Genomic DNA, 15,656 nt, shown 5'->3' with positions numbered 1-15,656 from the left:
GCACACCGCCTGCGAGTCTTTGCTGAAAGAAGAAAAACTAACATCCCTTCGAATGCAAGGCCTCCGAACTGGTCAAAATGGACGTAATGTCTGCTGGAGGAGGATACCCCTAAAACAATAGGTGCCTTTTAACGATAAGTTTTTCTTCACTGTCGGAAGGAGGCCTTTCCAGAGCCGACTGGAGATAGTGGAGAAAAACTCATACGTTACGCCGCCGGTAAAAAACTGCTTCAGAATTTGCAGCGGATTCCACTATATTGTAAACTATACTCAACGAAAATTTTGGATTTAATGAGGTATCGAAATGGAATACAGACGGGCAGGTATAAAAGATCTGGATCAGTTTCTTGACACACGCACAGAGTTTGCGGCGTCCACAAGAGACATACCGGATATGAAAGAATTTCGGGAAAGTACGAAAAAGCAGTCATCCTTATGCCACAGACACTGCGTCCATGTTCTGCATGATTGGAGTAAGGCATTCTAAGAGCCGAACGGAAATCATGCAGAACATGTCATAATATCTTACTCCCATTTGCCGTAAGTTTGAATTTAGCCCCCAGCATTTCTGCCGCACCTCTGCACATCAGCATTCTGCCGAGGAAAATATCGAAGTACTCGTACATGGTGCAGATTCTTTCGTCAATCTGCAGATTCAGTGCAATGAGTTTTTTCTCTTTACTTGCTTTTAATTTTGCCTCTGTGACCGCATAGTTTACTCTGTCATGAATATCAAATGCCGCTTTCTCCTTATTTCGGACACGGTTTCTTCTCACATCTGTTTTATCTGCAATGATCAGAGCTGCGGATATGGTATCCACTGCGCCGCCTGTAGACTCATCGTGATTTGCAATAGCTGAAACTATTGTAATGCGATCTTCCAAAGCCATATCCGTTCCCTTTAATATATCATTGGCAAGAATTGCTCCAAATTCTGCGTGTCTGGAGCGGTTGATTACATTTCCAATGTCGTGCATAAAAGCTGCTATTTTCACCAGTTCAATTTCGTGTTCCGAATACTGAAACTTCTTTAAAATATAAGCTGCCCGCTGGGCTACAAGACTGCAGTGGACCTCTGAATGGTCTGTGTACCCCAATATATCTAATTTCTGATTCCCTTTCTTTAAGTAGCCGCATACTTCCGGGTTCTTTCTAATATCCTGGTATTTCAATCATATCTCCTCCATGCCGTATTACAATCTTTTAACTGCATCCATCGCAGGTTCGGACCGTTCCATTTTCTATTCTTCACAAATGTGTTTTTTTCATCCTATAACTGCTTTTCTTTTTTTACGTTAAGTTATTTTCGCCTTTCTATCTATCATCATTTTGTAAAATAATAGTGAAATACATTGCTTATATGAACTTTCCAATGTAACAAAAAATTCCTCCGGAATATTTCCGGAGGAATCAGGTGTTTATTATTATATTTGTTTATTGTCGTCTTCTGCTGCCAAAGGCACGATCTCTCCCTTTGCAACATCAACCAGTCCGCAGTCCGTAAGTTTTAAAGCCGGGCTCACCGGAAGTCCCAGTGTACAAAGCGACATGATCGGATTATAATGCCGGTATCCAAGAGCTTCAAGGCTTTTTCTGACCTGGCTCAGCTTTTTGCCGATCTCGTCTGCCGGAAGTTCTGATAAAATGCCGCAGACCGGAAGAGGCAGCTCTGCTTTTACAACCCCGTCCTCTGCAGTACAGATTCCTCCGTTCAGCTTCACAATTCTGCGGGCCGCAGTGAGCATATCATCGATGTCCGCTCCCATAACCATAAGATTATGGTGGTCATGAAAATATGTTGTTGCAGCAGCACCCCGTTTCAGGCAGCCGCCGCTGACAAATCCGCAGCCTATGTTTCCGTTTTTCCCATGGCGTTCCAGCACTGCTGCCAGCATACAGCCGCTGTCCTTCCACTGAAGCCGTCCGTCTTTCACCTGCATCGATACCATACGTTCCTGAGTCTGTGTACGTCCGTCATGTACTTCTATAACACGGACCTTCACCTCCCCGTCCCTCACGCTGACCCGGGGTTCCAGCTGTTCGGCGGAAATCTCATCTAAATGAATGCTGCGGTAAAAATCCTCCGGGAACCGGTATGGCTCTGCGGTCTCCCCGGCATCTCCGAGATGATAAATCTGTCTGCCGTCCTTAAATACATATTCCGGTTCAAATTTACTGCAGTTCTCAGTTTTTACAAGCTGAAAGTCTGCTTTTCTTCCCGGAGCCAGTGACTCTCTGTCATTAAGCTTCATCCTTCTCGCTGGAGTATAGGTTGCACAGTAAATCGCTTCATTCAGCGGAAATCCCATCTCCACGGCTCTTCTGACAACATAATTCAGCTGCCCCTGCTCTTTGAGCTTATCCGCCATAGTATCATCCGTGACAAAACAGCAGTGCTCATACAGATCGTGCTCCTTTATATAATCCAGTATTTCCGGCTGAAGCATTTTTTCCTGCAGTTCCACAAACATTCCGTTTAGAAAACGCTCTTTGATCTCCTGAAGCGTATGCTCCGTATGGTCGCCGTTGATGCCCCTGTACAGAAATTTTGCCAGATCCAGTCCGACCAGAGACGGACAGTGGCCTTCTATAACTGCCTGGGGGTCTTCTTCCTCCAGATAATCAAGAAACTTTGTTATTTCAAGTTCATCCCCTTTGATGATCTGCCGGTAGTTCATTACCTCTCCCACACAGACAACCCCGTCTTCCTGCATCAGCTGCTTCATCTGTGCAAGCCCGATCACCCCTCCGGTTGTCTCCAGAGTTTCGTTGGTGGAAGGTACACTGCTGGGAATCCCATAATAAATATCAATCGGAGAATCCTTTGCCCCGTTGATCATCTCGCGGATTCCCTCCGCTCCCATGACATTGGCAATCTCATGGGGCTCTGATACCAGGGTTGTGACACCGCATTCTGCTGCCCGCTTTCCAAAGGACACCGGCGTCATCATAGAACTTTCTATATGCATATGGATGTCGATAAACCCAGGCAGCATCCTGTAACCATTTCCGTCCATCACACGCTCTGCCTCAAGCTCATGTTTATGTTCCATATCCACATAATAAATTTTGGATCCCTTGATATATACATCGGCCTTTATAAACTGTTTCAGATAGGTATTGTAAACCTCTGTATCTGCAATGAGTAAATCAACCTTCTCCATAACCCCGCTCCTCTTTTATAAAATAGAATAGAAATACAGCAGGCATACTGCCACCAAAATCCACATAACCGGACGTATTTCTTTCCCTTTTCCAGATGTCAGTTTCATCACCGCATACGTAGGCAGTGCCGCACAGATCCCATTGGCAATGTTATTTCCAAAGATCGTAAATGCAATACATACAAACGCCGGAAATGCCTCTGTTATGTCGTCAAACCGGATATTTTTCATCGCACCCAGCATGTTGATACCGATATACATAAGAACCGGTGCCGTTGCCGCGGACGGAATCATCAGCGCAATCGGCGCCAAAAACAGGGAGAGTCCAAAAAATACAGAGGTAAATACAACGGTAAGTCCCGTTTTCCCTCCTGCCTCCACACCTGCAGAAGACTCCAGATAAGTAGTCATGCTCGGCATTCCAAACAATGCACCAAAGCTGGTTGCCACAGCATCCACCTTAAAGCATTTGTCAATGCCCGGAAGATCTCCGTTCTCATCCAGGTAACCGGCTTTGGCCCCTACTCCAAGAACCGTTCCGAACGTGGAGAAAAAGTCCGGTACAAATAAAGCAATTAAAAATGGAATGTATGCAAAATCCAGCGCCCCAAGAAAATCAACCTTCATAAACTGGCCTCCGATATTGGCCGGCATTGTAAACAGACTTTCAGGAAGAACTGTCACCCCAAAAGGAATTCCAACCAATGTAGTGAGTACAATAGCAAGGATCATATCCCCCGGCACCTTTCGTGATTTCAAGATCAGAAGGATAATAAACCCAATAACCGCTACAATAACCTCCGGTGACTTCAGATTTCCGAATCCTAAAGAATTTTTTGCCTGGTTGGCGATAATCAGTCCGCAGCTCTTTGCTCCGAGCAATGCAATAAACAGACCAATACCGGCGCTTACCGCATGCTTCAGGCTGACAGGAATTACTTTGACAACTGCCTCCCGAAGTCCTAAAAAGGAAATTGCAATAAAAAGCACACCGCTGAAGAAAATGACTCCTGCGGTTACAGCCGGCGAAATGCCGTCGCTTGCTATCATCGCAGCAACAATTCCCACACTTCCCAGCCCCGGTGCAAGCGCAAACGGCCTGTTTGTATAAAAGGCCATGGCACATGTCGTCAATATTACAAGAAGAATCAATACTGTGAACATCACATGCTTTTCAAGGCCTGCCGTTGCCAGCATATTCGGAACCGTAGCCAGAACGTAGGCCATCGTTACAAATGTCGTCAGTCCCGCAATCAGCTCTGTCTTTACATCAGTATGGTAATCTGATAATTTAAAACGCTTTTCTAACCATTGTTTCATAGTTTTTCACTCCTTTTCCTATGTATATCCTTGCTTTCCCCTGCTTTTCATTGTATGCTAATCATAACTATTCGTCTAATTCATCTTAGTTATAAAAAGTATTCCAGATCAGAATACCAAAGGATGAAATGATTTATACGGCTTATATCTGCCGGATATGGAGTTTGTTTTGAATATTCATGAACTTAACTATGCACTCTGTATAGCAAAACATCAAAATCTCACAAAAGCAGCCCGGGAACTTTTTATCTCCCAGCCTACTCTGAGCAAACACTTAAAGAAACTGGAGCGGGAACTCGGCATTAAACTGTTTGCCCGCATAGATAATTGTTATATCCCCACCTATGCCGGGTCGCGTTATCTTGACTATGCCTCCAGAATGCTGGCACTTCAGCAGGATTGGGAAAAGGAGCTTTTTGAGCTGTCCTCTTTCAATGACGGGGAACTTCATGTAGCCATTCCCCTGATGAGAAGCTCCTGTATGGTTCCTTATATTCTTCCCGCCTTTCATAAGATGCATCCAAAAATCAGAGTACACATTTTAGAAGAGACCTATGCCATTCAGGAATGCCTGTTAAAGGACAGCTCTGTTGATTTTGCTATCTTTAATGAGACAGCCCCAAATCCTAAGCTGTCCTATGAATCTCTCGGAAAGGAACCTATTCTGCTGGCTGTTTCTCCAGATCACCCTCTGGCAGCTGATGTTTCCTGTGAAACCGGAAACGAAAACATGTATCCTTCTGTGGACTGGGAAGCTGTCAAAGACGAACATTTTATCCTCCACTTTCCTGAGCAGAACACCGGAGCCATAACAGCACGCCTTTTGGACAAGCATCATATCACCCCGAAGGTACCTTTTTATACCCGCAACACCCAGGCTGCGCTTCTCCTGATGATGAAAAACCAGGGGATCTGCTTTGCCCCTGAAACATATATCCGCAGCATGGCCTTTGAGAAACCGCCTGTATGCTTTTCTTTAGAGGATGAAGACGCCTTTACTTCCACCGTTCTGGCTTACCGGAAAGGAGCTTATTTGACCTCCTACGCCGAGGATTTTATACAGCTTGCGAAAGAATATTTTCAATGATCTTTTACAGTCTTGTTTTCCTGACTTTACGGATTTTCCCTTTGATGGGTTTTGTCTGCAGGCATTCAATCACATGCTCGCCCTTGCCATTTAATACTTCCACATGGCTGATACTGTCTCTGATATCCACAATACCGATATCAGAGGCATGAAGCCCTTCGATGCCGCAGATTGCCCCTACAATATCACCGGCCCGCATTTTGGATTTCCGGCCGCCTCCGATTGACAGGCGGGTGATCCCTTTATTCAGCGCCTCTCCTTTTTTCGGCTTTACTTCCTCTTTTATGCGCTGTGACTTCCAGAAAGCCTTTTCCTTCTCTTCTCCTATAGCCGGAGGTTTCATACAGGGAAGTCCCCTCCCCACATACTGTTCCACCTGGAGCAGCATCCTCCGGTCATCCTCTGTCACCAGGCTGACCGCCGTTCCGCATCTGCCGTTTCTTCCCGTTCTTCCGATCCGGTGTACATAGGTTTCTTTTCCTGAAGGAAAATCATAATTCACGACATGGCTGATTCCCTCAAAATCAATTCCTCTCGCCGCCACATCCGTTGCAATCAGAAAACGGAAGGCACCTCTTCTGAATGCATCCACGGTCTTCAGCCGTTCCCTCTGGTCCATGTCTCCGTGAAGCATTCCGCAGAATATACGTTTTCTGCGCAGCTTCTGGAACAGTACATTGGTCATCTCCCTCGTACCGCAGAAAATCATACAGCTTTTTGGATTCTCATCTATGAGGACATTAAGAAAAGTATCGTACTTGTGTTCCTGATCTGTAAGATAGAGTTTTTCTGTAATGTCGGGTGCCTGCTGTTTTACAGACTCCTGCACCACGAGTGTCGCATCCGGGATAAAGTCATCCGCCAGCTCCCGGATCTCCGGTTTTAAAGTTGCTGAAAACAAAGATATCCTGCATTCTTTGGGAACCATTGAAAGAATTTGTTTTACTTCATCAACAAATCCCATGTCCAGCATTAAATCTGCTTCATCTATCACCAGCCACTGTACCTTAGAAAGATTTAAACTCTCCCTTCGGAGATGGTCCATGATCCGGCCCGGTGTACCTGTTACAATATGAGACTTCTGCCGCAGTGTCTGAATCTGCTTATCAATAGGAAATCCCCCGAATACTGCCGGAACCTTCAGCCGCTTCTTTCTTCCAATATGAAACATTTCCTCACTGACCTGAACCGCCAGCTCTCTTGTCGGTTCCAGTACCAGTGCCTGCGGTGCATTTTCTTCCCACTGAATATTTTCGCAGATGGGAATGGCAAACGCTGCCGTCTTTCCGCTTCCTGTGGGCGCCTTTGCCACAACGTTCTTTCCCTCAAGCATCGGTGAAATCACTTCTTTTTGTATACTTGTAGGTTCGGTATACCCCAGGCCGCTTAATGCCTCTAAGATCTCTTCTGAAAGCCTGTATCTCCCAAATCCATTTCTCATTATATTTTACCTTTCTCTATTCGGGACTTTCCTCATCCATAACCGGAAATGTCACCTGAATCACTGCCACTTCATTGTCTGTGCCTATACGGTGCGGCGGTCCCCATGTTCCCGCACCTGAAGTAACAACGGCCTGAGGGCCATCCTCCTTCGGGCGGTAATATCCATAATTAAACTTTTCAAAAAGCCCTGTCACCAGATTAAACGGAAAAATCTGTCCCCTGTGGGTATGCCCGCACAAAATTAAATCTGTGCTCCTGCCATACTCCTCAATATTTTCCGGCTTATGATCCAGTACAATCCTCGGAAACTTCTCTGTCTGATCCGCCTCTTTCAGTGCCTTTCTCTTCTCCCCCTGTCCGCCGATGGGGCCGGAATCCTTTCTGCCCGCCAAAATAATCTTATTGCCGATCAGCACCGACTCATCCTGAAGCAGACGGACTCCGGCTTTATCCAGAAACTTAAGCATCCCTTCATATCCGGCTCCCGCATCGTGATTTCCAAGGCAGGCATATACTCCATAAGGAGCTTCTATTTTTTGAAAGAGTTTTTGAAGCTTTTCAGGATTCTTTACAGATGTAATATCCCCGTCAAAAATATCCCCCGCAATACAGACCAGATCCGGCTCTGACTCATTTACTGCTGCCACGATTTTTTCAATATGCTTTTCTTCTATCACATATCCCAGATGAAGATCACTGATCAAAGCAATTTTCATGGAATCTGCCTTTGCCTTGTCCTCCTGCAGTTTTATCTCATAGTTTATTGTACGGACCGTCAATGCATGGACTCCCCCGTAAACAGAGAACAGGACAGATAAAGCAAGTGCTGTTATTCCCGCGGCAGCAGCGGCTCCCTGAGGCAGCGGCGCAGGCAGGATATGACAAAGCTTTAAAACAAATAAAACAAGATCTCCCAGGTTTACAAACAGCATTACAAAAAGAGCTGCCCCCAGTGCATAGTGATCTGCAAGAAAAACCCCTCTCGGTATCCGGCTGTCCGGCAGGCGGCTGAGCACAAATAAAACCATAATGGCAGTCACAATAACGCCGTACAAAATTCCGAATATCAATGGACTGGCACCTGCAAAAAACGGGCGGAACCAAAGAAAAAGTTTCAGTCCTGCATTTACAAACAAACCGATAAATACCCCAAAAGCTAAAAGAATCAAAATAATCTGCATCGCATTTCTCTCCCCTATATAAACTCAGCACATAAGTAAATTTAAAATCAGTATATACTGCATGTCAAATCAGCAATTCAAAATCCTCTTTATGCCGTTGTTCCCCATTGACAATCAAAGCAATGGAATGTATCCCAGCATAATGCTTCCTTGTGCTTAAATCAGCAAAAGAATGTTTTTTCTTATAAAACTTCTCCTCGTCCTTCTTCAGTGAAGTGTCCGAAATCTGAAAGATCTTTCTGTTTCTTTTGCCGCTGGCTTTTACATAATCAATCCCATATTCCAGTCTTACCTTTGCGGCCTCAGCAGATGAAATACTGAACGAAAAAACAAGATCTTCTCCAAGAGAAATAGACAGGTCCTCCAGGGTGAAGTTTCTTATATCAATACAATCAGCATCAAGGTATCCGAAAAGAGCCAAAACATCCCGGTTTCCTTTTTTGAGCAGTGTTCTGCATCCATGTTTTAAAATCCAGTCGGTAGATTCATTGACACCGTACCAGTCTTTTGAAAGCTTTACAACGAATTCCGGATGGGTTTTCGAAATATCATTTATATTATTTGCAACACTCTTTCGTACATAGAGCGATGGATCAGCTTTCAGCTGCTGCAGAATCGGCAGAATCGGTGCAGGATCTTTTTTAAATTTCGTTAATGCCTGTCCCCACGGAAGCTGAGGACGGCATCCCTCACTGGCAAGCCTTCGGACATGTTCATTTTCATGCCTGGACCATGCATACATCTGCTCCATCATCCGCTCCTCATAGCGGATGATAAAAGGTCTTACAGCAAACTCTGAAGAAGAGTACGGGGTATATCTCTCCAAAGCATTTATGGACAGGTCCCAGTTGATTTCATCCTGCCCATAGACCTCGACAAAGTCAGGAAATACAACCCCGAAAAAACCATTCGTACATCTGGCAGCCACTTGATCAAGAATGGCAAGGGCCTCCCCGTAATCTGCCGGCAGATATTCCCCCAAACTCAGGGCTATTTTCCGCACCCGGGCTTTTAAGGCTGAAGCAGGCCAGGTTTCATCCATGATTGATTCCAAAAACTCATTCACCGGAAACGGAGGATAAACTGACCGAATCTTCACAGCCATATCCTGTAGGGAATCGTGATTATACATATTTTTTAATAGGTCGGCCATATAGTTTCCTCCAGTCCCTGTACTCCTATTTCTTATGTGCAGCTATATAATTCTAATATAAAAGATTTTCCAGCAAATACAAAGCTGATGACTTCTGCATAACAGCAGAAGTCATCAGCACATGGCTGCTTCAGATTATTCTTTATCCTTCCAGTACCACCACTTCAGTTTTTCCGGGTCATGCTCCTCATGTTCCGCATAATAAACGGCACACCGAAACACATAAAGCTGGCACCTGTCTTCCGTAAATCCCTTTTGGATACAATCCAGCCTGTATAATTCCTCCGGGTCCCTGCCTTTCAGATCATCTACACACCGGATCCCGATAGCCTGCAAATGCTGGGAAATTCTTTTGCCCACTCCAGGTATCGTCTGCAGATCCTGCGTTCCGAGACTGCTTCTTTGTTTTTCTCTTTCCGCCTGTTCTTTTAAATTCTTCATCTGCACGTAATTGTCAGTCCTGTTTTCTTCCGAAGTTTTCGTTGGATCTTCACGCTCATAACAGCTGCACGGCAATTCTCTGCATTGGCCGCAATGGTCATACTGCCTCTGATTTATACAGCAGTCATAAATATCACATATACTCTCTTTTATGTACTCAAGCCAAAACACCCTGCCCTTTATTTCATGGCACCCCCTGCAGCTTTCCGGATAATACTCACATTCAGAACATACGGTTCCGCAGCAGCTCATCTTTTTTTCCATAAGTGCCTTCTCTCCTTCCCCGTTTGTGTTATGGGCATATCCTATACTTACACTCACTGCATTCCTGGTCATGCAAAGAAATAATACCGCCGCATTTCGGACATTTGTATTTTTTCTGATGCTGTTCCAATAAGGCCTCTATACCATACAGCTTCACAGTATTGCTGTTTTCTATCAAACTTGTATGATATCTGGAGTTGTAGCTCTTCTCCAATGATTTGATCCTCCTGCATGGAAAATCAGCACACTCATAGCAATAAGAAAGATTTTTTCCGGCTGTACACTCTCTAATCCTGCATCTCCTGCAGTGTTCGGGCTTTCCTTCGTCACCTTTCAGGCAGCCGCTGCATGGCTTTTTATGAAAACAATGCTTATAACAAACCAGGCAATTCATCCCGCATGGAGCAAACATAACGGCATCTGTTTTCTCCGGCATTTTCATTTTCCATCCCCCTTATACTCATTCCAAAAACCTGGCAATAACCTCCGCCGCTTTCTCCGCACAAGAGAGGATCGCCGGATGTATTCCTTCCGGAAATATATATATTTCTGCATTGGTTTCTTTTGCAATTGCAGCATATTCTTCCTGAAAGTCCGGCCTGCACATATCATCTCCTTTACTGCCCATGAGCAAAAGAGGATTTTTCAGCGTGCACAGCGGTTTTACAAACAAGGGAAGCTTGTCATTGGCGCACTGAACCAGCGCTCTTGTGTCCAGATCCACAATATCTTCCCAATCTTCACCTTGGCACCACTGATAAAAAGCAGTTCCCATTTCGTCCTTTTTGGAATTTGTCCGCTCTTTTATCAGGTTCTCTGCAAAGTCATCTGCCAGAGTGCGCCCGTCAAAACTGTCCGCCACTACCCTGTCAACCAAATCCGGGCGTTCTAATGCTGCATTAACTGCCGCCCACGCACCGCCGCTGGTTCCGATAAGGTTTGCTTTTCCCAGATTCAGATGCTCCAATAATGCTATTGTCTGTCTGGCTTCTTCCATCCAAAGTTCCGGCGGAAATTCCTCTAATCTGTCAGATCTCCCGTGCCCGAGAAAATCGATTAGAATTACATGAAACTTGTCTGCATATAAGGGCAGTATGAGATCAAACATCCTGGAAGATGCTGTATTTCCGTGCAGAAACACTACAGGTTTTCCGCTTCCTGATTCTCTGTAATAAATCTTTTTTGACTGATAATTAAAATATGACATCCTTTGCCTCCTGACCGTAAATCTGTTTTCGCTGCTCATCGATCAGCAAGGCTTTGGAAACACCAACGCCCTGCTGTTAGTGCTCCATTATCCAAATTCCCATAATTCTCAACCTCCGTTCTGTGTATATTTTCAGTATAACATAGAACGGTACAGATTCCATTCAATTTTTCTCATTCTTACTCTTTGCATAAATTCCCAATATCTAGTGTTTGGTAATCCCAATTTGGTATGTTATCTCTTTTTTTTGCAGCCCTTGCAGTATTGATAATCCGTAACTGTTTTATAATATGTCTCTTTTCTATATTTGACCTTATGCTGGGTTTTGTACCGCGGCTCATTCCAATCCCCTCGAATAGACACTGATTGTGTTACACTGCCGTCTTCATTTTTCGGCTGACTCTCACACCAGGCTTTAAACTCCTCATGAGCCTCCCAGCTTCCCATATGAACATCCTGCCAATGGGAACCCATTGCGTGAGCCAGAAGATATGGACTGTTCGGATCTGAGGAAGCAGTTCCCACACTAACCTTGTTCTGATAAGCATCACACTTTATGACATCCTTATATTTAACTCCGCCAATCCTATATCCGCACATCAGACATTCATATCCCATAATGATATTCTTCTGTTTGTCATATCCCGCTAAAACCTTTTCATCCCATTCTTTTTCAATAACACTGCGGGTTTTCTTTACTTTTTTAGAATGATTGACCCAATGATGTTTATGATTGGCCTTAGCTGCTTTTACAGAACTGAATTTTCCATATACCGTTTTTTTACTGCCGGTCCTATATGCTCTTACTTTGAACCAATATTTTTTGTTTTTCTTTAGATTGCTCTTTGTATAATTGACTTTTTTATATGACTTAACAGTTTTTATTTTTTTGTATTTGCCGTGTTTAGATGCCGCCATATAGACTTGATATCCCTTGGCACCCTTGGTTCTGGCCCACGTCACTTTGATGCCGGAAAAACTTATGGGTACTGCTTTCAAAGCTTTTACCTGTCCAGGCTTTTTGACCGCAGCTGCATCCGCTTCTGACGGCTCCAATACTATAAACAGCAGCGCTGTCATGACAATGGCTGTAAAAATCCTGCAGAAATTTTTCTTTATCAATCGTTTTTTCATTTTTCTCCCTCCCCCAAAGAATTTAATCCTTTCTGATCAGAAACATCCGTCCATTCCGGACTTATATTGGTATTGTTAAACGCTTCGTAGCCGGCATCTCCCATTGTAAATTCATATTCCGGCTCCTTTTTTGCTGCGAGTGCGCCATCCTGCAGCGTAATCCGATAGATCAATATCTTACCGGTACCTCTGTAAAAATCCTGCCGGTACAGTCCGCCTCCATCTGCAGCAATATACAGTGTTTCAGCCACAATATTTCCGCTTATCTTTTTCAGCTTATATCCTGCTTCTGTTTTTTCACAGCTGTAAACCCGGCATTCATTTGCCTCTGCCGTTTTGTTTCTGTCTTCAAACTCTGCCCCTACAACCAGTTCCTGAATGCCGTCGCCATTCATATCACACAAGAAATATTGGTATTTTCCGCTTGAAGCCCCTGTGTCCGAAAAGGTATATCCCGGTTCCTGCTTTTTGACCGCCCCCAGCACACGGATGTAAATCTCTTTCACGCTCAAACCGCTTTTTTTCGTCTTATCATCTTTTTTCTGTTTCTGTTTCATATTTACTTCTGCCCTGTGGTCTTTGACATTGATCTGCGATACCCCGTAGAATACTGCCCCGCCTGCAATACCGATTCCCACTGCCGCAGCTGCTGCCTTGCCGGCCGCAGTATGTAAAAATCCTCGTTTTCCAGCTTTGGAAGCTGCTTTTGCTCCAGTTCCTGAGAAATTCTTTGCTCCCGTCACTGCCAGCGTTCCGTCAGCCAATAAATAGTCCTTTTCTGTACGCAGCAGATAAAGGAAGAGCGGCAGCGGTGCAATACCATATAACTTATACCCTTTCTTCTGTAATTCCTCAGCTTTGTCTCTCAACTTTTTTCTTCCGTAATTCAGCCGGGATTTAACAGTATTCTCGGAACAATCTAATGCTGCTGCAATTTCCCTGATAGGTACACCTTCAATATGGTACATCAAAATGCACATTCTTTGCTCATCAGAAAGCGTCTCAATTAATTCATGCACCAGTTTTTGTGTTTCCTGTCTTGTATAGACAACTTCCGGCTGGATTTCCGGACGATCATCCTCTATCTGGTATTCAAAACTTTCGCCTTCATTATCCTTTGCAATATCAGAAAAAAGCATTGGATTCTTCTTTTGCAGCATATTTTTTGCCGTGTTTCCGACGATCGTTCCCAGCCATCCCGAAAACGCCTCCGGCTTTTCCAGCGTATCCAATTTTGAAAATGCCTTCATGTATGCTTCCTGAAGTACATCCTTTGCTGCTTCTTCGTTCTTCATATAATGGAGTGCTAAATAATACTTGCTGCTGCAGGTCTCTTCGTATAAAAAATTAAAACCTTTTTCATCGCCTGCTTTTGCAAGCTTGACTGCTTCTTTAAAATCCACTTCCTCACCTCTCTGATGAATCTTATATTTGGTATCTGCTGTTCTTCTCTTCATTGTTTACACAACTAAGACAGAGCAAGACTAAAAAAAGTTTTATATTTCTGAAATATTCTTATTCTTTACACACTAACTATAAAATCCATTTATCCGTCAACGGCTTGAATTTTAAATTTTGCGGTGGACTGTAATAAAACTACCACTTAAAAACGCCATGTCACTGCAGGAATCTTACCCTTTGCCAGGACACGGCGCTCCTATTGACCGGAAGTAATTCCAGTAAGCTGACTATACTGTTTAAATCACGCTTGTCTATGTTTCGTAACTCATTCCATCCCTACTTATAATAAACAGATGAATATCAAAATATCTATTTTCTAACTATATAATTCAATTCACACTGAACTTTTGCAATTAGTCATTATTCTCTCAAGATTTAGAAGCTGTTTTTCTTTTTCTCATATCTAAAATCGAAATATTTATATACAACTGTATAGTATCTGTATAAACATGATTTTTGATGAACTTTACACTTCGTTCGTACTCACTATCAGTAAAACATGCTATTAAGTAAAAAGCATTTTTATAACTGCTGGACAGCATATAATCTGTTAATTGTTTCTCATACCCCTTTATTTTTATACACCAATAATTGACTTGTAACACTTGTTTAGTTCTGACTAATAGACACTAATGCTATTTAATAAAAGGCATCAGGAAAATCAATGCAAGTTACACTTAAGCTGTCTTTTTTAAACGCACACTCTATCATTAATACTTTGTTTCTGGTTGTTTCCAAATCAGTTTTTAATATCAATTTTTTCTTAGTATCTTCATAGAATAAATCAAACGTTAGAATTATAGGATTTATTTCAGCATTATCTATTTTCCTATATGTATTTAATTTTTCTCTTCCTTCCCTACTTTTTAATCTCTTATTATATTTAGGTTGAAAATAGGAGATAAATAGTGCTTCTGCCATATTAATCATTGCATCCTTTTTTAAGGCATTTAATTCAAATCCTTTAGCCAATGTATTAGATAAATAAAAATATGTATTAAAATCAGGTAATATTGAAGTCTCAATATGTTTAGTAGCAATTGAGAGTATTATAATATACAATTCTTTTTGGGAATTACTTCTATAAGTCTCTCTCATTATTCTTTGAAGTGTATGGTGACTGTTTAATCTATTGAATATATCATCCTGTTTTGTCTGCCCTATATATAAGATATCATATTGCTCAACATGTTCTTGTTTATTACTCTCCATCAGCATTTCTACCAAAAACTTAGCATGCATGCTAACATGGAAATATCCCTCTTTTTCAATTCGATCCATATAAACATAATATTCTTTCGGACAATATTTCTTTAAATATTCAATGCCCTTATCATTATATTCTATATTTAAAATGGCTCCTTCATCAGCTAATTTAATTTCAAGACAAGAGCAATAAGGAACCCTGAAAGATTCTAAGACATCAACATCTATGAGATATTTATTATTATCAGTTATATTCACTACAATGATATGTAATAAGCGTTCATCTTCATAGATCCCTTTAATTTTATAAGAATCTCCAAGTAAAATAAAATAAATATCGTATTCATTTTCATCAAGCAATGTATTTGATCGCGCTTCCTCTAAGTAGTTATTAGGAAATAAATATTTTTTATTAACATATAATTCTATTGAACATTTTTCTTTTTGCACAATAATAATCCTTTCTAAAAACTCGGAGATCCATTGATTTTCTATCCTTCAGAATCCGACAATACAATAGACTCCTCTTTCCAGTTGAAGGAAGTTTTATATTACATGTCATAGTGATTTATCATCTGTTAAGAAGAGGTAACTC

At 42.6% G+C, this 15,656-nt stretch carries 14 protein-coding genes; 2 read left to right on the top strand and 12 right to left on the bottom strand.

Annotation, left to right across the window (positions count from 1 at the left end):
• The first annotated feature begins 304 nt into the window (after positions 1-304).
• A complete protein-coding gene (locus KH180_RS14480) occupies positions 305-487 on the top strand; it encodes a hypothetical protein (RefSeq protein WP_290761528.1) in 183 nt (60 codons plus the stop codon).
• Between the two features lie 28 nt (positions 488-515).
• Here KH180_RS14480 and KH180_RS14475 read toward each other — a convergent pair whose 3' ends face one another.
• From KH180_RS14475 to KH180_RS14465, 3 genes are all read right to left on the bottom strand, one after another.
• Entirely contained in the window at positions 516-1,172 is a 657-nt protein-coding gene (locus KH180_RS14475; protein ID WP_290761527.1) for an HD domain-containing protein, read from the bottom strand.
• A gap of 252 nt (positions 1,173-1,424) precedes the next feature.
• Complete coding sequence (locus KH180_RS14470; protein WP_290761526.1) at positions 1,425-3,164, bottom strand: adenine deaminase C-terminal domain-containing protein; 1,740 nt, start codon at positions 3,162-3,164, stop codon at positions 1,425-1,427.
• A 15-nt stretch (positions 3,165-3,179) separates the two neighbouring features.
• Positions 3,180-4,484 carry an NCS2 family permease gene (locus KH180_RS14465; protein WP_290761525.1) on the bottom strand — a complete coding sequence of 435 codons (1,305 nt, stop codon included), beginning with the start codon at positions 4,482-4,484 and terminating at the stop codon, positions 3,180-3,182.
• Between the two features lie 169 nt (positions 4,485-4,653).
• Between KH180_RS14465 and KH180_RS14460 the strand changes: the two genes are divergently transcribed.
• The gene (locus tag KH180_RS14460; protein WP_290761524.1) at positions 4,654-5,571 is read left to right on the top strand and encodes a LysR family transcriptional regulator; all 918 of its coding nucleotides are present in this window, start codon (positions 4,654-4,656) and stop codon (positions 5,569-5,571) included.
• A 4-nt stretch (positions 5,572-5,575) separates the two neighbouring features.
• Here KH180_RS14460 and KH180_RS14455 read toward each other — a convergent pair whose 3' ends face one another.
• The 9 genes from KH180_RS14455 to KH180_RS14415 all read right to left on the bottom strand — a co-directional run bounded on the left by KH180_RS14455 (position 5,576) and on the right by KH180_RS14415 (position 15,511).
• Complete coding sequence (locus KH180_RS14455) at positions 5,576-7,012, bottom strand: DEAD/DEAH box helicase (RefSeq protein WP_290761523.1); 1,437 nt, start codon at positions 7,010-7,012, stop codon at positions 5,576-5,578.
• A 16-nt stretch (positions 7,013-7,028) separates the two neighbouring features.
• Positions 7,029-8,195: a metallophosphoesterase gene (locus tag KH180_RS14450; RefSeq protein ID WP_290761522.1), complete on the bottom strand. Its 1,167-nt coding sequence runs from the start codon at positions 8,193-8,195 to the stop codon at positions 7,029-7,031.
• 64 nt (positions 8,196-8,259) lie between these two features.
• Positions 8,260-9,348 (bottom strand): DNA alkylation repair protein, encoded by a 1,089-nt coding sequence (locus KH180_RS14445; protein WP_290761519.1) that lies wholly within the window; start codon positions 9,346-9,348, stop codon positions 8,260-8,262.
• Between the two features lie 135 nt (positions 9,349-9,483).
• Complete coding sequence (locus KH180_RS16795; protein WP_330624577.1) at positions 9,484-10,053, bottom strand: helix-hairpin-helix domain-containing protein; 570 nt, start codon at positions 10,051-10,053, stop codon at positions 9,484-9,486.
• Between the two features lie 28 nt (positions 10,054-10,081).
• A complete protein-coding gene (locus KH180_RS14435) occupies positions 10,082-10,495 on the bottom strand; it encodes a DUF3795 domain-containing protein (protein WP_290761518.1) in 414 nt (137 codons plus the stop codon).
• An 18-nt stretch (positions 10,496-10,513) separates the two neighbouring features.
• Complete coding sequence (locus KH180_RS14430) at positions 10,514-11,260, bottom strand: alpha/beta fold hydrolase (protein ID WP_290761514.1); 747 nt, start codon at positions 11,258-11,260, stop codon at positions 10,514-10,516.
• Between the two features lie 234 nt (positions 11,261-11,494).
• Positions 11,495-12,394: a fibronectin type III domain-containing protein gene (locus tag KH180_RS14425; RefSeq protein ID WP_290761512.1), complete on the bottom strand. Its 900-nt coding sequence runs from the start codon at positions 12,392-12,394 to the stop codon at positions 11,495-11,497.
• Positions 12,391-13,851 (bottom strand): RNA polymerase sigma factor, encoded by a 1,461-nt coding sequence (locus tag KH180_RS14420; RefSeq protein ID WP_290761511.1) that lies wholly within the window; start codon positions 13,849-13,851, stop codon positions 12,391-12,393. Before KH180_RS14420 ends, KH180_RS14425 begins: the two co-directional genes overlap by 4 nt.
• A 643-nt stretch (positions 13,852-14,494) precedes the next feature.
• A complete protein-coding gene (locus KH180_RS14415) occupies positions 14,495-15,511 on the bottom strand; it encodes a hypothetical protein (RefSeq protein WP_290761510.1) in 1,017 nt (338 codons plus the stop codon).
• Positions 15,512-15,656: the final 145 nt, after the last annotated feature.

The organism is Anaerostipes sp. (genome assembly GCF_018381315.1).
GTDB lineage: Bacteria > Bacillota > Clostridia > Lachnospirales > Lachnospiraceae > Anaerostipes.
The sequence above is the reverse complement of the archived record's forward strand: the minus strand, read 5'-3'. Positions and strand labels throughout refer to the sequence as shown.